Annotated in this window: 14 protein-coding genes; 8 read left to right on the forward strand and 6 right to left on the reverse strand. The window is 61.9% G+C overall.

What is annotated here, in order from left to right:
* Window positions 1-75: 75 nt before the first annotated feature.
* The 3 genes from QRN59_RS10395 to QRN59_RS10405 form a co-directional block, all read right to left on the reverse strand.
* Window positions 76-2,190: a phage tail tip lysozyme gene (locus QRN59_RS10395; protein ID WP_284982434.1), complete on the reverse strand. Its 2,115-nt coding sequence runs from the start codon at window positions 2,188-2,190 to the stop codon at window positions 76-78.
* A 26-nt stretch (window positions 2,191-2,216) separates the two neighbouring features.
* The gene (locus QRN59_RS10400) at window positions 2,217-3,533 is read right to left on the reverse strand and encodes a hypothetical protein (protein WP_284982435.1); all 1,317 of its coding nucleotides are present in this window, start codon (window positions 3,531-3,533) and stop codon (window positions 2,217-2,219) included.
* Between the two features lie 119 nt (window positions 3,534-3,652).
* Window positions 3,653-4,084, reverse strand: a complete 432-nt coding sequence (locus QRN59_RS10405) for a hypothetical protein (RefSeq protein WP_284982436.1) — start codon at window positions 4,082-4,084, stop codon at window positions 3,653-3,655.
* Between the two features lie 440 nt (window positions 4,085-4,524).
* On the opposite strand from QRN59_RS10405, the gene QRN59_RS10410 reads away from it, so the two are divergent.
* Window positions 4,525-4,947 (forward strand): helix-turn-helix domain-containing protein, encoded by a 423-nt coding sequence (locus tag QRN59_RS10410; protein WP_284982437.1) that lies wholly within the window; start codon window positions 4,525-4,527, stop codon window positions 4,945-4,947.
* Between the two features lie 26 nt (window positions 4,948-4,973).
* Here QRN59_RS10410 and QRN59_RS10415 read toward each other — a convergent pair whose 3' ends face one another.
* Window positions 4,974-6,131 (reverse strand): hypothetical protein, encoded by a 1,158-nt coding sequence (locus QRN59_RS10415; RefSeq protein ID WP_284982438.1) that lies wholly within the window; start codon window positions 6,129-6,131, stop codon window positions 4,974-4,976.
* Between the two features lie 202 nt (window positions 6,132-6,333).
* Here QRN59_RS10415 and QRN59_RS10420 point away from each other — a divergent pair, with 202 nt between their 5' ends.
* From QRN59_RS10420 to QRN59_RS10445, 6 genes are all read left to right on the forward strand, one after another.
* Entirely contained in the window at window positions 6,334-7,179 is an 846-nt protein-coding gene (locus QRN59_RS10420; RefSeq protein WP_284982439.1) for a hypothetical protein, read from the forward strand.
* A 153-nt stretch (window positions 7,180-7,332) separates the two neighbouring features.
* Window positions 7,333-7,890, forward strand: coding sequence for a hypothetical protein (locus tag QRN59_RS10425; RefSeq protein ID WP_284982440.1), 558 nt, complete (start codon window positions 7,333-7,335; stop codon window positions 7,888-7,890).
* 159 nt (window positions 7,891-8,049) lie between these two features.
* Complete coding sequence (locus QRN59_RS10430; RefSeq protein ID WP_284982441.1) at window positions 8,050-9,564, forward strand: type I restriction-modification system subunit M; 1,515 nt, start codon at window positions 8,050-8,052, stop codon at window positions 9,562-9,564.
* Window positions 9,557-10,762 carry a restriction endonuclease subunit S gene (locus QRN59_RS10435; protein WP_284982442.1) on the forward strand — a complete coding sequence of 402 codons (1,206 nt, stop codon included), beginning with the start codon at window positions 9,557-9,559 and terminating at the stop codon, window positions 10,760-10,762. The genes QRN59_RS10430 and QRN59_RS10435 overlap by 8 nt, the downstream gene beginning before the upstream one ends.
* Window position 10,763: 1 nt before the next feature.
* On the forward strand, window positions 10,764-13,838 hold the full coding sequence (locus QRN59_RS10440) for a type I restriction endonuclease subunit R (protein ID WP_284982443.1): 3,075 nt from the start codon (window positions 10,764-10,766) through the stop codon (window positions 13,836-13,838).
* A gap of 5 nt (window positions 13,839-13,843) precedes the next feature.
* The gene (locus tag QRN59_RS10445) at window positions 13,844-16,345 is read left to right on the forward strand and encodes an HsdM family class I SAM-dependent methyltransferase (RefSeq protein ID WP_284982444.1); all 2,502 of its coding nucleotides are present in this window, start codon (window positions 13,844-13,846) and stop codon (window positions 16,343-16,345) included.
* A 513-nt stretch (window positions 16,346-16,858) separates the two neighbouring features.
* Here QRN59_RS10445 and QRN59_RS10450 read toward each other — a convergent pair.
* A complete protein-coding gene (locus tag QRN59_RS10450; protein WP_284982445.1) occupies window positions 16,859-17,179 on the reverse strand; it encodes a histone-like nucleoid-structuring protein Lsr2 in 321 nt (106 codons plus the stop codon).
* A 12-nt stretch (window positions 17,180-17,191) separates the two neighbouring features.
* The gene (locus tag QRN59_RS10455) at window positions 17,192-17,971 is read right to left on the reverse strand and encodes a hypothetical protein (RefSeq protein WP_284982446.1); all 780 of its coding nucleotides are present in this window, start codon (window positions 17,969-17,971) and stop codon (window positions 17,192-17,194) included.
* Between the two features lie 255 nt (window positions 17,972-18,226).
* Between QRN59_RS10455 and QRN59_RS10460 the strand changes: the two genes are divergently transcribed.
* Complete coding sequence (locus QRN59_RS10460) at window positions 18,227-18,721, forward strand: DUF4429 domain-containing protein (protein ID WP_284982447.1); 495 nt, start codon at window positions 18,227-18,229, stop codon at window positions 18,719-18,721.
* Window positions 18,722-18,800: the final 79 nt, after the last annotated feature.

An 18,800-nucleotide genomic window follows, 5' to 3' on the forward strand; every position in this document is an offset into this window, starting at 1 on the left:
GTCGTGTCTTCGACATCGCATATGTCTGGGGGCGGAGGCGATGGTCCAATGGGTCACCGGACCATCGCCTACCTGCTACGTCGTCGGCCGGGGCGGATTCACCTGGCCGTCGGGCAGCATCGCATCGGACATATCCACGAACTGCCACCCTTCGGCGGCCATCGCGGCTGCACTGTCGACGCGCACCCGGCCCATGAAGGCGCAGTACCCTGCCTCGCCGAGAATGACCTTGTCACCCTGGACGCCGAGCACCACGAGCGTGTGTCCGGCAGAACTGGTGCCCGGACCCGAGCCCACCGAATACGGTGTCGGCGTCGAGCTGAGCTTCTTCCCGGTGGTCTTGGCCACGTATCCGGCGGTGTCGATGCCGTCGCCCCAGGCGTACTGAGTGAAGGTCGTGTACTTGTTCAGGAAGTAGTTCGAGAACGACACGCAGTTCTCCGCGTGATTGTCGCCGCACGAGCCAGGGCCACCAGTGGGGCCGTACTTCTCGTCAAGCCACTTGTCGCCCTCCTGGTTGTAGAGGTCGACGAGCTTCTGAGCCTCATCCTGGGTCATGCCTCCGCTCTTCGGGGTGATGCTTCCGACACGTGATGCGTTCGCCTGGCAGGCGTTGCCGCCGAGGAACGTGCTGATGATCTTCGTCGCGTCCTTGATGAAGTCGCCGCCCTTGTCGATCGCGACGACCAGGCTCTGATTCACGCTCCAGCCGCTGATGATGCCGAACCACTTGTCGGCATTCGCCTCACGCTGCGCGGTGGAGTTGTCGGCCGAGCGCTCCCACTTGTCGTGGTAGTACTTCGCCGCTGCCCCGGGGGTCGGCTGCGGCGTCGAGATCATGCCCTGAACCACCTCGACGTCACTTGCGTTGTCACCGTTCTTGTCGAACATGAACGTCAGCTGCAGCTTGATGTCCCACCAGTCCGCGCCCTTCGCCGTGGCGTAGTTGCGCAGCAGGGTGTTCCGGCCGGAGGTCCACTGGCCCAGCCCAATGCCGTTGCTGACGTTCGTCGCAGCGGACTGCTTCTCGGCCGTCATCGTGTAGGTGCGCGTTGGAAAGGTCTGCACACTGGTCGGGTCGATTCCCGACTCCTGGTCCCAGTTGCCGAGAATGCCAGAGATGTTCACGTCCGACATTCCCGCGGACTTCAGCGTCGAATGGACCGTCTTCGCCATCTTCTGCACGTTCGCGTCGGTCGGACCACGATTTCCGATCGGGATGGCGTTACCGTGCGATGCCGGGCGGCAGTCTGCAGCCTGAGGTGCGTTATACGCTGCCACGTTGACGCTGAACATGCCGATGATGCCCGCCAGGAGCCCGAGGATAGTGAGACCCGAGACGGCCGCGACACCCGCTGCCGCAACCGACGTCGAGATCGCCGCTCCGCCTGTGACGAAGGCGATCGCGTTCGCCACCGCCGCGCCGGCCGCCTGGAATGGTGCAGTGAAGAAATTCCAGACCGCCCCGCCGATGCTTGCGGCCCAGGCCAGGAACATCTGCAGAAGGGTCAGCGCCTTCGCAAGCAGCGCGAAGAAGAAAGACTTCAGCCAGTTCAGGAACAGCAACAGCGTGGCGAAGAACGCGGCGTTCGGTGCTGCCACCGCACCGCCGGCACCGGCGGCCGTCTTCCCGATACCACTCTTCTTGTGATCTGCCTCGGCGTCGGCGTTTTTGTTCTGGTCCCGCGCGTAACTGGTACCGCCCGCCCCGAGCTGCTTCTCGTCAGGCTTCTGATCCTGCTCGTTCGCAGACTTGGCGTCGCCTTTCGACTTCTCATCGTCAGGCTTTCCACCGTTCTTCTTCTCCTGCGCCTGCGGGCCGGCTTCTTTGGCCGCACCGACACCTGCGCCTACCGCTGCACCGGCTCCGCCGCCCTGGGTCGCGCCTTCGGCCGCACCCCGTGCGGCTGCGACCACGAAACGCTTCTGATTACCGTTCAACCGGTCGCCGATGAGCTTGTTCGCAGCCGCCTCGGCGGCAGAACCCACGACCTGACTCTTCACGTCACCGGTTTTGTCTGCCACACCGCCAGCCGCACCAGGGCTCGCACCAGCGGGCCCCGGCGAAGCGGACGCCCGTGACGCATCTGCGTCCGGACCGCGCTTCGAAAGCTTCGGCTTCTCGTCCATGTCTCCTTCTTCCTTCTCGTAGATGGGGATGCCGCCGCGCTCATCGCGCAACCGCGGCATCCCTTGCTTTCGGCGGTCGCGTCAGATCAGCGGTAGGTGGTGAGGAAGCCCTCGCCGGTATTGGTCGTGCTGTTCGAGCGCACGTCCTTCAGATCGACGTCGAGCTTCAGCAGCTCGAGCAGCAGCGACCCCTGGTACTGCGCCTTGTTCGTCGCGTAGTCCTGGTACGCCTGTGAGAGGTTGTTCATCGCGGTGGTGAGCGGGCGCATGGTCACATCCGAGGTCCGGTAGTCCTTCGTCAGGCTCTTGCCGTTCGAGAGCGTCCACTGGATGTCGTTGATCCCGTTGGACGCGCTGGCGTTCGTACCCTGGGTCTCCGCGGCCTTGGCCTGCAGGAACTCGATGTAGCTCTTGCCCTTTGGCACGATCCCGTCCAGGTAGCCGTCGTATACGTTCCCCGAGCGCCAGTCGAAGTTGAACCCGCCCCGCACGACGTTCTTGGCATAAAGCGCCAGCGTCGACGTCTTGTCTTTGGTCTCCGACGCACGGTGCCCGGAGATCTCATCGCCTGCAACGATCGTCGGCACGGTCGGCGGGCGCAGGAACAGGCCGTCGACCTTGGTCGTGGCCAGATCGTCCGTGTACGAGGAGATCTGCGTCAGATTCGTACGCATTTCGGCGAGCTTGGTGTCCAGCGCCGTACGGGCGGCGTTCTCCTTGCTCTTGAGTGCAATCTCGTAGAAGGCCCGCGCCGGATCGAAGTTCGCAGCATCAAGCGTGGCCAGAGGCTTCGTCCCGGTCGCGCCCGGGTTGATGAAGACCCGCCACTGGTCGAACTTGGCGAACGACGCATCGCCGACTACATCTTCATTGCGCGCACCGGAGGCCTGCTGCTGGCTGAACGTGAGCTCGGCCTTCGCCCTCAGCGTGAGGTTCAGCACCTGCTGCTCGAACGGCTGCTTCGCCTCGAGCAGCACTCCCACGTATCCGGTCGATCCGAAGACGTAGAACGAGCCGGAGACCCCCGAGGTCGCCAGCTTCTCCGACTTGAGCTGCTCGTTCGAGCCCAGCAGGAACGCCTGGTAGTCGGAAGCGTTGTAGCTGATCTTCGCCCGGTCGTCGAAGTGCATCATCACCAGCGTCTTGTTCTTCAGCTGGTTCGTGTAGACCCCATCAACGTTGCCCTTGAGCTGCGTCTTGGAGGTGGTGAAGGTAGGCGTCCACAACGCCGTGTCGGCCAGCTGCGCACGCCCGGCCACGAACGCGGAAGCGCCAGAGGTCGTCAGCACGAGCAGCCCGGCGAGCGAGAGCACGCCGAAGAAGAGGCCGAAGCGTTCGATGGCGTGGTGCGAGTCGAGCTTGAAAGTCTTCGTGAACGTGGTGAGTCGGTCCTTGATACTCATGGTCTGTGTCCTGTGTCTTCATCTGTCTGCCGATGGGAACGTGAGCTGTGCCGACGCGAAGGACCGGGTCGGCAGGGCGGATCGCCCAGGCCGCCCGGTCCTGTGGTCGCGTTCTACGGTCAGCGTGCGGGGGAGCCGGGAAGCCCCGGGATCCCGCCGGTATTCGTCGCGTCTCCCCACGGCTGGACGATGATGGTGCCGCCGTTGCCGAGCTGCTCGATCGTGGTCTGGCCGCCCGAACCGACCGTGCTGATGAGCGTCCAGCCGCCGGTGCCCAACGCGCCGCCGACAAGGATGAGCAGCAGGATCTGACCCCAGCCATGCTGGCCACCCGACTGCTGGTTGCCCATGAGCTTCTTGACCAGGAGCACGCCGCCCCAGATCAGGCCTGCCACGCCGAGCAACATCAGGAGCAGACCACCCACGGTCTGAATCCAGGTCTTGGCGTTGGTCAGAAGGTTCTTGATGTCCCAGGCTGCGGTCACGTCACCCGGGAGAGTGGATTCTGCGTGAACCAGCGACATGGTCGCGGCCTCGTAGATTCGATTCATTGCTTGTCCCCTCGTCTTTCGGTCTACAATCCGGCGGGCGCGCGGACTCATTGAAGGCTCCTACATGAATAGTCTATCGACTCATGAACTATTCATCCACTCGAATCGCTATCGAATGGTTGCGAGCTATCGCGCACCCTTGCCGGACTTGCCCTGCAGGCGACTCGACAGGATGTACTGACACGCTCGGTACGCTGGTCCCTGATGCCGGCAAGGATTCCTCCGTGGTCTCTATCGCGCCACTAGGTCTGACGATTCACTGACGCGCGAGACAGGACTTTGCTCGCCATTCGTGTGCGAGTCGCCGTTTTCCCTCAAAAACGAGGCAAATCTGGCGCATACAATCACTGTGGATACCGCAGACCCGTGCCGGTATCGTGCGCTGCGCGCAGATGCGCAATTGCGTCGACCGCCTGAGACCGAGCCATGAGGACCCCGACATGAATGCACTGCCGTCCGACATCTTCGCCCGCCGCCTACGAGCAGAGCGCGAACGACAGGCTATGAGCCAGGTCGAGCTGGCGCGCCGGATGGCTACCATCCTTGGCGCGAACGTAGACCCGACGGCGATCACACGGATCGAGCAGCAGACCCGGTCCGTTCGCCTCGACGAAGCCGTAGCCATGGCCACAATCCTGGAGGTGCCTCTTTCCTCACTCGTCGTCGACAACGACGCTGAGGAGAGTGAAGCGCTCCTGCAGCGGTATCTGGCCGATCTTGCGGCCGCCCACCATCAATGGGAGCAGACGCGTCAGGAGATCGGACGGCTCACCCGGATCGTTCAGTCGCTCACCGGCGGTTACAAGTTGCTGCACCCTGAAGCCACCGCCGAGCATGCCGAACAGCAGGACGACAAGGCCTGACTTCGAGGGCCGTGTGCTCCGGGGCTTCAGAGCCCGAGACGCATAACGCTGTTGCGTGCCGCGGGGTTGAACTCGCGATCGTAGACGTTCACAGTCTCGGCCTTCCGCCAGCGACCGGCGCGCATGATTTCTTCGGTGCTCGCACCGTTGCGCCTGGCCTGCGTCACGTGCCCCGCACGCAGCGAGTGAAACCCGTACGCCGAGGGATTCATCCCGGCCTCTGCCATCCGCGCGAGCAACATCGTATGCAACGCATCGCCGGTGACACTTTGCTCGTGGATCCGGGCACTCTTGCGGTTTCTATAGGTCGCCCTCAGCAAGGGAGCATCTGACATCAGATCTGCGCTGCTGATGAGCCCTGGGCCGGTTCCGGCCTTTCCGCACACGTGCTCTTCAAGCTGGTAGGCGAACAGCAGCGTCATGGTCTGCCGACGATCGACTGCGTTCTTAAGCGCGACCCAGCGATGCACCGCACACGGTGCACACGTCGACGGTGTCTCGCCATAGGGCAGCACAACGACGTCGGGCAGAGTGTTGTCCTGATCGGCCTTCGATGCACCGACGTGAACATGCACGCCATCGAGCCGGTGCAGTGCGACGCTGTTCAGCTGAAGCCCTGCAGCTTCACTGCGACGAAGCGCGCCGGCGAAGCCAAGCCAGATCGCCAATGTGTCTCGTGCGGCCGAGACGCCGGCAGGATATACGTCGTGCTCCATCGAGCCGATGATTCGCAAGACGTCGTCCAGAAGCAACGGTCGCTTCCGTTCCGGCCGCACGGCACGCAGTTTCGCCAGGCCGCGAACCAGGCCGCTCACGCCACGGTGACCGGTTGGATCGAGCACTCCGTCGCGCAGATGCCGGTCCGCAACACCAGCGAGGCGCTGGCGGATCGTCGCGACGGAGAATCGGGGGAGACCGTGCTCGTCCAGCTGCATCGACATCCAAGCGACGTACCACCGCACGGTCTCCGGATGTGCCGGGAGCGGTTCCAAACTGTGCGCATCGCAGAACTCCTCGAAGGACCGCCACGCCGATTCATAGGCGCGACGCGTATTGGCCGAGAGAGTGTGTGTTTCCAAATCCAGTGAGACAGCCTCGAGCTCCCGCAGCTCATCATTGATCTCCGGCTCGAGAACCGCATCCGGAGCCTCCACTGCTGCCAGTCGTACTGGTGAACCACCCATCACTCCAGTGTGCAGAAGACGAGGGCAAATTAATAGCGGGTCCCTGATAAGGGCTCTTATCAGGGCATGGACGAGGTTTGCCCTCGCGTGACGCGATGGTTGTCGAGTTGCTCACTCCGAGTGCATGCCCATGCATGCGGAAGCTGATTTATGCAGCCAATAATCAGTAGCGCGCCCAGCACCCGGTGGGACAATCAAGAGGGTGACGACTGCCTTGCCCGACCTCTGGACCGACTGGTGCTCTGTCGCGGGCAAGCCCGCCGAACGGGTCGACGCCGCAGCCCTCGCTTTGTTCTCCCGACAGGCCGGAGCCTCCCAAGCTGTACTGGCGTCGCTGCGCAGAATGATCAGTCCGAAACCGGTCGTCGCCCCGGCCTGGCCCCGCGCCCATTGGGACGACCCCGAATCGCTCCGCCGGCTCGTGAAGCGCGCCACCGTCCATGTCCAGGACCCCGCGACCCACTGGGTGTTCCGTCTGCGCCTGCGGCGGATGCTCTTCGCCGCGGTACTGATCGCGCCGCCCAGGCACGGGGGACTGGGTCTGGACCGGGCGGGCGCACTAGGGCTTCGCCACGACGGGATGAAACAGCTGCGCCCACGCATCGGCATCGCCCCCGATCCACAGTCATGCCCTGCATGCGCCGTGTGGTCTTGGCTTGAAGTAGTCGGTACCTACAACGGATGGTCACAGGGGGCCGTCCGCGCCCTGGGCCACCGCCGCGACGAGGCGGGTGGGGAGCACAGGCATCTGCTGCCCGACGCCAGCCCCGACTGGCACCTCTGCGTCGGCATGCTGCCCGCCGTCGACCGCTGGGGCTGGATCGACTCCTACTCCTCGATGCACCCCTCCTCGCTGTCCGCGGTCATCAGCGCCATGAGCTTGGTGCTCGAAGGGCCCGAGCCGGTCCCGGCCCCGGTGCCCCAGCCGCGCCCGATCGGCCAGATCAGCCCGAGCCGCAAGATATCGCGGGAGGAAGAGCGGAGGATTCTCGCCAGGGCCGACGAGCTCACTGCTCGTGTCGCCAAGATCCTCCGCGAGTACGGCTGAACGATAAAGTCGTTCCTGTGGGATTCAACTGGGAGCAGGTCCTCGAGACCACTGACGTTGGCCTCTCCGACGCCTACGACGAACAGGCGTCGCGCTGTACCAAGACTATCTGCGATCAGCACCGCCGGGATCGCCCGTCGACCTGGGCGGTCGATGTACGGCGAGTGGGTCACGATGATCTTCTGGTTGCCCGCACTGCTCAGGAGATCTGCCGCCGTCCGCTGGCTGGTGGGCCGCGAGCTCCTCGTTGAACTGATCAAGGAGGGCCTTCAAGCCGTCCTCGCTGGTGCCGAGGTCTGCGGCTGCCAGGAGTGTGCGGGCCCTCCATCATTGATGCGCCGCGCGTTGCCCTCAAGTAGCGCCAGCCGAAGGCCTCAAGCTGATGGCGGCTCGGCCCTCGTTCATGGCCGCTCTCCGCAAAAACACCGGCGTATCGACACCGCTTCGTCGTCCTCGGGATCGGGCTCGACCACCATCTGGACCCAGAGGTACTCGCTGACCTGGTCCTCGGCGATGCTGATCTCCGACGGGAAAAGACGACGGCTCTCGTCAGTGAATCCCGATCACCAGGCGTTGACCACGAGAGGCTGCTCCTGGTCGCGCAGGTCGCTGCATTCACGGAACGCCGCGAAGGGCGACAGCCCGGGTCTCACGCCCCGCTCCAGCGAAGAACTGGACTCGAGCCACAGAGCATCAGTCCCTTCGAGATAATCTGGTGCGTCCCCCGGTCGCCGGTTGCCAGGCAATGTCCCAGCCCACGACTACGATTCGTAGGAGAGATATAGCTGGGCGAATCGTTCAGCGCTCACCTTGTCATGTCCGCTTGACGTCGGACATGACCTATCAGCAACGAGCAAAGGCATCAACTTAGTGACAATCACCCAGCAGGAGCTCGAGTCCCGTCTGTGGGACGCAGCCAATGCACTGCGCGGCCCTGTCGATCCGGCCGACTTCAAGACATACGTTTTTCCCATGCTCTTCTGGAAGTGGGTCTCGGACACTTGGGTGCACGAGCACGACGCCGCGCTCGACGAGTACGGTGACGACCTCGACGACGAGATTGAGGCCGACTTCCATCGGTTCGAGATGCCGGAGGGCACACTGTGGTCGGAGACCACGACGAAGGTCAAGAACCTCGGTGCCGAGATCGCCCGAACGTTCCAGCGGATCGAGAAGGCCAACCCGCGCTCACTCGCAGGGGTGTTCGGCGACGCGTCGTGGGGCAACAAGGAACGCATTCCCGAGTCGGCGCTGCTGGGGCTCATCAAGGCGTTCAACCAGATCCGCCTCGATCCGTCGACTGTCTCCCACGACCTGCTTGGCGCGGGCTACGAGTACCTGCTGAAGAACTTCGCCGACGAGTCCGGGAAAAAGGCGGGGGAGTTCTTCACGCCCCGTGCAGTGGTGAACCTGCTGGTCGCGATCCTCCAGCCGGAACCGGGCGAGTCCGTCTACGACCCGACCTGCGGCTCTGGCGGGATGCTCGTCGCTACCATCAATCAGCTGCGCGACGCGGGTATGGACCACCGCACATTGCGGGTATACGGCCAGGAGATCAACCTGACGACATCCTCGATCGCCCGGATGAACCTGTTCCTGCACGAGATCGAGGACTTCGACATCAAGCGCGGGGACACGCTTCGTGCGCCAGCATTCAAGGACACCAGCGGTGCAGTGCGCCAGTTCGACGCCGTGATCGCCAATCCGCCATTCTCGCTGTCGAACTGGGGAGCCGAGCGTTGGGCGTCCGATCCACGTGCGATCTGTGGTGTGCCGCCGGCGAAGAACGGCGACCTAGCCTTCGTGCAACACATGGTCTCGTCGATGAACCCTGGCACCGGTCGAGTCGGCGTAGTTATGCCTCACGGGGTGCTGTTCCGTGGTGGTGCAGAGGCAAAGATCCGGCAGTGCCTGATCGAGAAAGACCTCCTAGAAGCTGTGGTCGGTTTGCCACCGAACCTGTTCTATTCGACCTCGATCCCTGCATGCCTGCTGATCTTCCGTGACCAGAAAAGCCCCGAACACAAGGACCATGTACTCTTCATCGACGGCTCGGCGCGGTTTGACAAGGGTAAGAACCAGAACGTAATGGCTGAGCACCACGTCAAGGCACTTGTTAATGCCTACCGCACCGGTGAGGCCCCCGACGGCGAGGACGGTTCGGAGGTCCGTCTCGTGCCGTTCGAGGAGATCGAGGAGAACGGCTTCGACCTGAACATCGGCCGATACATTAAGGTCGCAGCCGAGGAGACCGCCGACCTCGGCACCGCGCTCGTCGCATACGCTGACGCTCGGCAGAGACGGATCGAGACCGAAAAGGCGATGTTCGAGGGCCTGGTGGCGGCAGGGATCGACCTGAGCATTTTCGAGGTGCCTGGTGAGTGAATGGGGGAAGGGGACGCTCAATGACGTTCTCGTGGAGGTGGATGTCCGGAACACGGATGAGTCCATCTCCCTCGTTCTGTCAGTCACAGAGGGTCGTGGGATCGTCCCGCAGGCAGAGGTCTTCAAGAAGCGCATCGCGACGGACGACACCACCAACTATAAGGTCGTCCAGCCGCTCGACATCGCCTGGAATCCGTATCTGCTGTGGACCGGTGCCGTTGGGCAGTGGCTGCGCAGAGCGCCAGGTGTCACGTCGCCGATCTACCCGATCTACCGGGCTCGGCCAGATCAGGATGGCCGCTATTGGGGCTTGCTTCTCAAGAGTGGATTGCTCACGCCCTACTTCGATAGCACCGCGGTGGGCTCGATTCAGCGTCGACGACGAACGACGCGTCCTGTGTTCCAGGCGGCATCTGTGTCGATTCCTCCTCTCGCTGACCAGCGCCGCATTGTCGACGTCATGGCCGCGGTGGACGCGCAGATCGAGGCGCTGGGGGCCGAGGTCGTTGCGGCGACACGAATACTCGACGCCCTTCGTGCCGATGTGCCTGAGGCCGAGGAAGTGCCTATCGCATCAGTAGTAGACGGCATCGACAGTGGTAAGAGCGTTCAGACCAAGGGGGAGGCACCGATACATGGCAAGGCACGAGTCCTGAAGTTGAGTGCAGTGCAGCTCGGCCAGTTCGATGCCAACGAAGCAAAGAGACTCGATGATCCTTCTGGGTACACGAAGACTCACCTTGTGGACGAGGGAGATCTGCTGATCACGCGATCGAATACACCCGAGCGCGTCGGCTATGTTGCAGTCGCCTTTGATGTGCCGCCAGACACCTACCTCCCTGATCTGATTTGGCGAATCCGTCCAGACGAGTCACGGTGTCTAGCCTCCTACCTGGCGCATCTGTTGTCATCTGCCGAAATGAGGTCCCGTATCACGGCTTCGGCGTCAGGCACGAGCTCTTCTATGCAGAAGATCAACAAGAAAGGCTTCGGGGCTATCAGGGTTCCTATTCCCGACACGATCACAGCGCAGGAGGCCTACATAACGAAGTGTGACTCGTTGATTGACGCCATCCGCGCACTCAAAGCAGAGCTTGCTCATCTCCGCACCTTCGGCTCCGCCCTCCTGACTACGCTCCTGAACCAGGAGATCGAGATCCCTGAGTCGTACGACTCCTTCCTTGAGAGGACAGCCTGACATGGGATGGACCGAAGCCAGCACCATCCAGCGCTCCTTGCTTGAGTGGGCCGAAGAAGCCGGATGGGAGCACATCCCCGGTGACGAGCTGCCGCGTGACGACCACGACGTCATCGTCGAGGGCTGGGCGCGTGAGGCGCTGCTCGCGTTGAATCCCGAGTTAGTCGACAGTCCCGAGTCCGCGGAGCTGGTGCTTCACGAGGTCAACCAGACGGTGCTGGATGCCCAGAACGGACTCGCTTCCGCCAACGAGCGGCTGACGGTAATGCTCCGTGGCGATCACTCGTTCACGTCTATCGACGGCGAGCATGTGCCTCGCCGGCTGATCGACTTTGAGGTCCTCGATAACAACCGCTTCACCGTGGCCGACGAGGTCAGGATCGCGGGCGCGGTGAAGGCACGTCGGTTCGACGTGGTCTACTACGTCAACGGGTTTCCGCTCGTCGTCGCGGAAACGAAGACTCCGGTGAAGCACCAGGTGTCCTGGGTGAACGCGGCGAAAGACATCCACGACGTCTATGAGGAGGAGTACCCGAATTTCTTCGCGACCAACGTTTTCAATGTCGCAACGGAGGGCCTCGAGCTTCGCATGGCCCCTGTCCGCGCGTTTCCGGATCCTGACTCCGACATCTGGGCTCCGTGGGGCTCGACGGAGGACGACCCCAGGGTGGTCACCGGGCCAGCTCGTGTCGAGCGCGCCGCTCGGCTGCTGCTGCGGCCGGAGACGATCCTACCGATCCTCAAGGACCTGGTGATGTTCCGTCACGCACGGGACGCCTCCGAAACCGACGTCAAGTTTCTCCCACGGTATCCGCAGTTCGAGGCCGCACTCGCGATCCACGCCAAAGTGCTCGCCGATCGCCCTGGTGGCTTGATCTGGCATCATCAGGGCTCGGGCAAGACGGAGCTCATGGCGTTCGCCGCGGCCCGCCTCCTGAGGGACGACGCCGTCCTTGAGAAGTTCGGCGGCGCGCCGACCGTAATCGTCATCGCCGACCGCAAAGATCTCGTTCGGCAGACCGCGGAGATGTTCGAGACCGCCGGGATGCCGCGCATGACGGTGCCTCACGACAGGCAGGAACTTCGCGCGCTGCTGCGGAGCGGTGAACCTGGCGTCATCATCACGACGGTCCACAAGTTCGCCGAGGCAGGGCACCTGAATGACCGGTCGAACATCATCGTCCTCGTCGATGAGGCGCACCGATCCCAAGAGGGAAAGTTCGGGGACGCGTGGCGCGCGGCTGTTCCGAACGCAAAGTTCTTCGGCGCGACTGGCACCGCGATCCAGGACAAGGACCGCTCGACCTTCAAGCTCTTCGGTGACCCGTCGGATCCGGACTTTGTCATGTCGCGATACACACCGGAGCAGTCGATCGCCGACGGGTTCACCAAGCCGGTCATCGTCGAAGGTCGCTCGGTGGGCTTCAGCCTGGACAAGGAGGCGCTCGACGAGGCCTTCGACGAGCTGGCCGTCGAGGAGGACCTGGACGAGGAGGAGAAAGTCTACCTGTCTGGCAAGGCGTCCCACATCGAGACGATCCTCTCCAACCCGGACCGCGTCGCCGCCGTGTGCGCCGACATCGTCGACCACTTCCTGGCCTACGTAGCGCAACTCGGCCAGAAGGCACAGGTCGTCGCGTACAACCAGAAGCTGGTCATCGCGTACGCGCGCGCCATCGAGGCGGAACTCGAGCGCCGTGGCCCGGTCATGCCCGACGGTCGGCTCCGCGAGGTGGGTGTGGTGATGCATGTTGCCGACAGCAAGGACACTCCGAAGGAGTACCGGAAGTACCTTCTCACGTCCGAGCAGGAAGAGGCCCTGAAGCGTCGGTTCAAGAAGGTGGACGACCCGATGTCGTTTGTCGTGGTCACCGCCAAATGGATGACCGGCTTCAACGCACCCATCGAAGGGGTGCTCTATCTCGACAAACCGGCCAAAGAGGCGAACCTCTTCCAGACGATTACGCGACCCAACCGACCCTGGAAGAACCCGATAACCGGACAGCGCAAGGACTACGGCCGCGTGGTCGACTACATCGGCCTCGCCAAGGCCATCGGCATTGCGATCGCCGGCCCCAAGGCGGGCGTGGACGAAGACGACGACCTGAATGTCGTTGACGCCTCCAAGCTGGCGGGAAAGTTTGTCTCGGACCTCACGAAGCTCCTACATCTTTTCGCGGGCATCGACACCACGGACGCATCGTTCGAGTCGCTCGCGACAGCGCACGAGCGGATCCCCGACGGCAGCGCGCAGCGCACTGAATTTGTGGAAGGCTACGTCGCCCTGCAGACCGTTTGGGAGTTCCTCGATCCGCACCCGATGCTACTGCCCTTCAAACAGCAGTACCTCTGGCTGGCGAAGGTGTACGAGTCGATTCGGCCGAAGGACGTCTCCAAGGCTTTCCTGTGGGCTCGTCTCGGCGCGAAGACCACTGAGTTGATCCACGGCCACATGAACGAGGTCGCCGTGAAGTCGATGGCGTCCAGAACCGTGACCCTTGACGCAGCGGGGCTCGCGCTGGTGAAGCGCATCGCTGAGCAGCTACGGCTGCCCACGGCCGAGCCATCGGGGGACCAGCAGATCGACGTCTACCAGCAGGTGCTCGACTCGATCGAGGCGCGACTCCACCGCCGTCTCGCGGAGAGCGAGAGCCCGGTGTACAAGTCACTCGCCGAGCGGATCGAGAAGCTCCGAACCAAGGCGATCGAGAACGTCGAGGACTCTTTGGCGTTCCTAGAGGAGGCCCTCAAGATCGCACAGGACGTCGTCGCCGCTGATCGTGCGGCAGAGGAGGGCGACGAAGAGACACTCGAGCGACTCGCCGACCCGAAGCGCGGCGTGCTCACGCAGATTGTCGAGGAGAGTACCCCACCGGGGCTGCATCAGATCGTGCCGGAGATCGTGGACCGCATCGACGCGATCGTTCACGAGGTCGCCTACACCGGGTGGACTTCGAGCGACTCGGGCGACAAGTCTGTTCGACGGGAGCTGCGCGCGGTGCTGAAAAATTACGGGCTCCCGATCAAGGGAGATCTATTCGACCGAACCTATCAGTACGTGCGGGAGAACTACTAGTCGTGATGAAAGCTCACCATCCAGCAGTTCAGGCGGCTCTCGATCTTCTGAAAGACACGAAGGTCGAGGGCGACCTCTATAACACGCAAACCACGAGTCTGTCCTTGGCGCGTGCGCTTGCTATCGGGAGCCTCAGCCGACTAGACCCTAGTCTCAGATCCATCGACATCTGGGACCCAGCGGTCGGCTCGGGCTTTGCCGGGTTCATGCTAACCGCCGCGCTTGAGTCGACCGGGGTGCATGTCCGCTTTCGCGGCCAGGACATCAGCGAAGCCGCGGTCGCGGCGAGCCGGCGTCGATTCGAAGCCGTTACCGACGCCGAACTCGCCGTCGGTAACACTCTGGCGCACGATCAATTCGGGGACTTCGAAGCCGATCTAGTGATCGTCGATGCGCCGTGGGGCATGAACTGGACGAGTTCAGCGGCTGCCGTGGCCGCTCGTCAAGAATCGGGTGCATTCGGTTTCGGCATTCCGCAGCGCACCGACAGCACGTGGCTCTTCATCTCCCTGGCTCTCGAAAAGCTGCGCCCGATCGCCGAAGGTGGCGGGCGGGTCGCAGCTCTGGTCAACCCCGGTGCGCTGAGCGCAGGAGGCGAAAGCGCCGCCGTAAGGCAGAAGATCGTGGGGGCCGGACTGCTTGAGTCGGTCACGCGGCTGCCCGAGGGCCTCGCGCCGAACACCTCCACACCCTTGTATCTCCTGACCTTCACGAACAAAGTGCGCGAGGTCGACCAGGGCAAGGCGAAGATCGCTGATCTTCAGGCCCAGTTCACGACTGAGCGCGGACACCGTTCGATGCCGGTTTCCGCCTTCAGCGAGCTCGAATTCGGGTTGCGGACGGGGAAGCCCGGGCCGCGCAACCGCAGCATCAGTGTCCGTCAGTTCATCCGCCGCGAGGCGCGGCTCTCACGGCTGACCAGCGAGGGCCGCCAGCTCTCGTGGCGTCTCACGACGTACAACGACACGGCGATCGACGATCATCTGCTGGAGTCTCGATACGGCCCTGATTCCGGAGTGTCAGTAGACGAGGCGTCCCGCGAGATCATGGACCTGAACCCCGGCCACATCTTTGGGGACGACTCACGTGAACTGCTGAAGGATATGGATGCCAAAGGTTGGCCCTGTGTCCGTCTGAGCAGCCTTCTTACAAGGGAACCTGAAGCCACCAAGGACGGGGTTGCCGGCGGGCCCGAAGGGCAGATCTTCATCCCGACCACCCGAGCTGGCAAGGTATCAGCGGAGCTGTCTGACACAGAGTCCCGCGGGCGGCTTCTCGCGATCCAGCTCAACAGCGAACTCGTCCAGCCGAGCTTCTTAACGGCATGGCTGAACTCGGAGGAGGGCGTCTTGAGCCGGCGTCGAGCGATCGAAGCCAGTAGTTCTGGAATGCATCTGAAGGCGCTGAGGTCAGACTCCAATTCTTTGATGCGTTGGGCCGACGAGCTCATCATTCCCGCGCCGGACCACAGTACACAGCTCGCGATTGCATCGGCAGACGAACAGCTTGGCTCGTTCCAGGCTGAACTGAGTAGCCAACGCGCAGGCATCTGGGCCGCTCCCGAGAGTGCGGAAGAGGTGGTGCACCGAATCGCACAAGCGTTCGACGACTCACTCGATTCCTGGCTGGACCAACTGCCGTTCCCCATCGCTTCAGCGCTGTGGACTGCTGCCACCGCATCGTCGCCCGGAGAGCAGCAGCGCGCATACCTCCACGCCTGGGAAGCCATCGTCACCTTCCACGCGACAGTTCTGCTCTCGGCCAGCCGAAGCGATCCTGGCAGCAGCAGCGAGGTCGAAGCCGCGATTCGCCGAACGCTGCAAGAACAGCACCTGGGCATTGAGCGCGCCTCCTTCGGTACGTGGGTAGTCATTATCGAGAAGACTTCCAAGGATTTCCGCCGAGCCCTCGAAACCGAAAATGCCGACGAGATCGCGCGCGTCCGCAGGGCCTTCGGCGACCTTACGTCGACCGGGATAGAGCGCCTGATCTCGAAGGACGTCGTTCAGAAGTTCAAGGAACTGAACTTCAAGCGGAACCGATGGCTCGGTCACAGCGGATATACGTCGGATGATGACTGGAGAGCGCAGGTCGTTTCACTCGTCTCTGACCTCAGAGACCTGCGTCTCCTCCTCGGTAACGTCTGGGCGCAGCTTCTCCTCGTTCGAGCAGGCAGCGCCAAGCGTGGCCACAACGGAATAGTGCAGTCGGCGGAGGTTGCGGTGGGGACCAGATCTCCTTTCGCCTCCAGAGATTTCAACGTCGGCGACGTCATGCTGGACGGTGAGCTGTACTTGGCGAGGGACGGTTCGCAGTCGCCGTTGCGTCTTGGGCAATTTGTGCAGCTTAGAGCAGCTCCGAGCAGCGCCCAGTACACCAGCTACTTCTACAACCGAACTGAAGGCAGCAGTATCCGCATGGTCAGCTACCAGTACGGTCCAGAGAGTGAGTTGAGCGATAAGGTGGACAGTTTTCGCGACGACTTCGGAGCCCTGGTCCTTGGATGATGAGGACACGGTCACGTGACGAGTCCCAATCGGATCGTCTGCGACGATGGCTCGCCCGAGCAGCTGCGCCGAAAGAGACCCAGGGAGACGACCGATGACACTGACGCTTGGCCCGATGGTGAGATGGGGCTTAACGCTAACTTGGAGTTCCGACAAGAACAGGGCCACCGCTTCGTGACGTCGTCGCAATTCCGGCAGACTTATGCAAGTTACCGACCCACGACGATGGACGACTATGGGTGCGAACGCCATGACTGAATCAGGGGGAGATATGGACGTCCGGACGAGCGCTGGTGACGTAGCTAGCACTCCTGCGGCCTAATGCTTACAAATAACCTTCATACCCTGATCCTGTTACCGGCAGAATCTGGAGGTAAATTAAACGAATCAGGGACTGAAGCTAATTTCTTCAGTCCCTGATCTCTTTTGTTGAATAGTCATTTCCGCCCCCATACGCTCAAATTACAGCCGGTGCCAGCTAGACGTCCACGAGTTTCCCGGTCGACGTCCTCCCTAGTGAGCGGCTTTGTAGCGCTCGATTACGTCGGCCTGAATGCGGCCCCGACTGTTGATCGGAATACCATTCTCAATCGCCCAAGCGCGGATAGCCTTAGTGTCGGTGCCGATAGCAGTAGCCCGGCGTGGAGGCGTCTTCACTCGCCCCACTTTGCGGGCAGCTGCCGTGAATTTGCTCACAGATTCACGCAGTTCGTTTGCATGGGCCGTATTGAGGTCGATAACGTATTCCACGCCATCCAGTCCGAACAGTACGGTTTCATCGGCCGTAGAGCCATCCAGGTCATCTTCCAAAAGTGTGACTATTTTCTGTGCCATAAATCAAGGTTATCACCTGCGGATAATCTCGATGTTTGTCTCATCGAGTTTCTTGGTCGTGTCTACGAGAGCCTTGCTAAACGTTGCACTGAGCATGTAGCCACCCGACCTCTTAATAAGAAAGTCGTTTGCAACCTCTTGGCGCTTTGTGTTCGTAGTCGCCATTTGCCAAGCGTGCTTTTGCCATAGCTCCGCAGCGACTTCGTCCAGTTCAGGAGCCAGGGATCGTTCAACTTGAAGGGCCACCCTCTCAACTTGGAGCGCCGCGCGGGCGATGGCTCGTTCAGCCGTCCAATCGTCAGTCTCGTGCTCACTGCCGGCTATCAGCGCGAGACCCAAACTCTTGCGTTTCCGCACCGGCGCGGCCCGGAACTCCGGTGATTCGGCGAGGAAGTTGATCAGTGCTTCGGACGCTACTTCTTGTGCCTTGCTTTGTGCGGACGATTCCAGCTGTACTTCAAGATTGGCTTTATCAATCTCGGCCGTCAGTTTTTGTCGCCAATCGGGCGTGTCGGTGGTCCAGCCGTAAGTCAGGCCGTTAGCCGCCCATCGCAGCCAAAGCCGTTCAGGTTCACCGTTGTGCTTGCCCGCGCTCTTGATCAGGCGGTCGCGTTTCCTGGCCGCAGCTGAGTCGTTCGGGTCACCGTACGGCGCATCCTCATCGAGCAGTTCTGCAGAATCGAAAACTTCCAGATCGAGCGAGATGAACGGTGCTCCCGTAATCACGGCAATATCTATGGCCTCTTCGATACCAACGCTGTCGTCGTCGATGATTACCTCCGCGACGTTCATGTAGAGAGCATTGAAGCTTCGTAGATTCCGGGCTGTGGCTAGCTCTGGCGCTCGTGCGGCCATCACTGCCAGGTCTGCTGAAGTTGGGCTGGTCGTCATAGTGAGGACTATAGGGGATGGAACTGGCAGGTTAGACCCTCTACCCCCATCCGGCAAAGCAACCAAACTGCGACGCCAAGGGGGGATTCTCGTTTTTTGTCTTCCGAAGGGGCTAGGTTATGCCTAAAGCAATTGCTTCATCGCTAGGGAGGAACCATGGAGATCTCAGCAAAAGGGCGCAGCGGCCAGATGTTCTTCGACGGAGCGTTCGTCACGATCACCCATGAGGGCTTCACGGCCAAAGCCACTCACGGCTTCGGCGGAGGTAAGAAATCAATTCCGATCAGGAGTATTGGCGCTGTGCAGTTCAAGCCAGCCACCTCGATGTTTCTTGGATACATCCAGCTCTCAATCATCGGTGAGAACGCCAGGGGCTACCGAGCGGCGACTCTCTCCGGTGTGTCACGAAACACTGATATTGCCAAGGACGAAAACGCAATCCTGTTCGCAAAGAAGGATACGAAGGATTTTGAAGCTTTGGCGGATGCTATTCGCGCCGCCATAGCCGCCCCGCCCACTGGTGCAGCTCCGCAGATTGTCGAAGCTGACCCGCTCAAGCAGATCGAAAGGCTCGCATCGCTCTTGGAGGCAGGTCACATCACCCAGGAAGAGTACGACGCTAAGAAGGGTGAGATACTTGACCGGCTCTAATCCAAAGCTCAGCTGTCCAAATGCTGAACTAGCTACCGACCCCGAGGGCAACGCGTCCGATCTGCACTCTTTGGATAAC

Source organism: Arthrobacter sp. efr-133-TYG-118, assembly GCF_030209755.1.
GTDB lineage: Bacteria > Actinomycetota > Actinomycetes > Actinomycetales > Micrococcaceae > Arthrobacter.

Bases quoted from the DNA above. Each gene is read 5' to 3' on its own strand.
- QRN59_RS10395 (WP_284982434.1), bottom strand. From the start codon at position 2,190: ATGCCGCGGTTGCGCGATGAGCGCGGCGGCATCCCCATCTACGAGAAG.
- QRN59_RS10455 (WP_284982446.1), bottom strand. From the start codon at position 17,971: ATGAACGTCGCGGAGGTAATCATCGACGACGACAGCGTTGGTATCGAA.
- QRN59_RS10440 (WP_284982443.1), top strand. From the start codon at position 10,764: ATGGGATGGACCGAAGCCAGCACCATCCAGCGCTCCTTGCTTGAGTGG.
- QRN59_RS10445 (WP_284982444.1), top strand. From the start codon at position 13,844: ATGAAAGCTCACCATCCAGCAGTTCAGGCGGCTCTCGATCTTCTGAAA.
- QRN59_RS10415 (WP_284982438.1), bottom strand. From the start codon at position 6,131: ATGGGTGGTTCACCAGTACGACTGGCAGCAGTGGAGGCTCCGGATGCG.
- QRN59_RS10405 (WP_284982436.1), bottom strand. From the start codon at position 4,084: ATGAATCGAATCTACGAGGCCGCGACCATGTCGCTGGTTCACGCAGAA.
- QRN59_RS10460 (WP_284982447.1), top strand. From the start codon at position 18,227: ATGGAGATCTCAGCAAAAGGGCGCAGCGGCCAGATGTTCTTCGACGGA.
- QRN59_RS10425 (WP_284982440.1), top strand. From the start codon at position 7,333: ATGTACGGCGAGTGGGTCACGATGATCTTCTGGTTGCCCGCACTGCTC.
- QRN59_RS10410 (WP_284982437.1), top strand. From the start codon at position 4,525: ATGAATGCACTGCCGTCCGACATCTTCGCCCGCCGCCTACGAGCAGAG.
- QRN59_RS10400 (WP_284982435.1), bottom strand. From the start codon at position 3,533: ATGAGTATCAAGGACCGACTCACCACGTTCACGAAGACTTTCAAGCTC.
- QRN59_RS10450 (WP_284982445.1), bottom strand. From the start codon at position 17,179: ATGGCACAGAAAATAGTCACACTTTTGGAAGATGACCTGGATGGCTCT.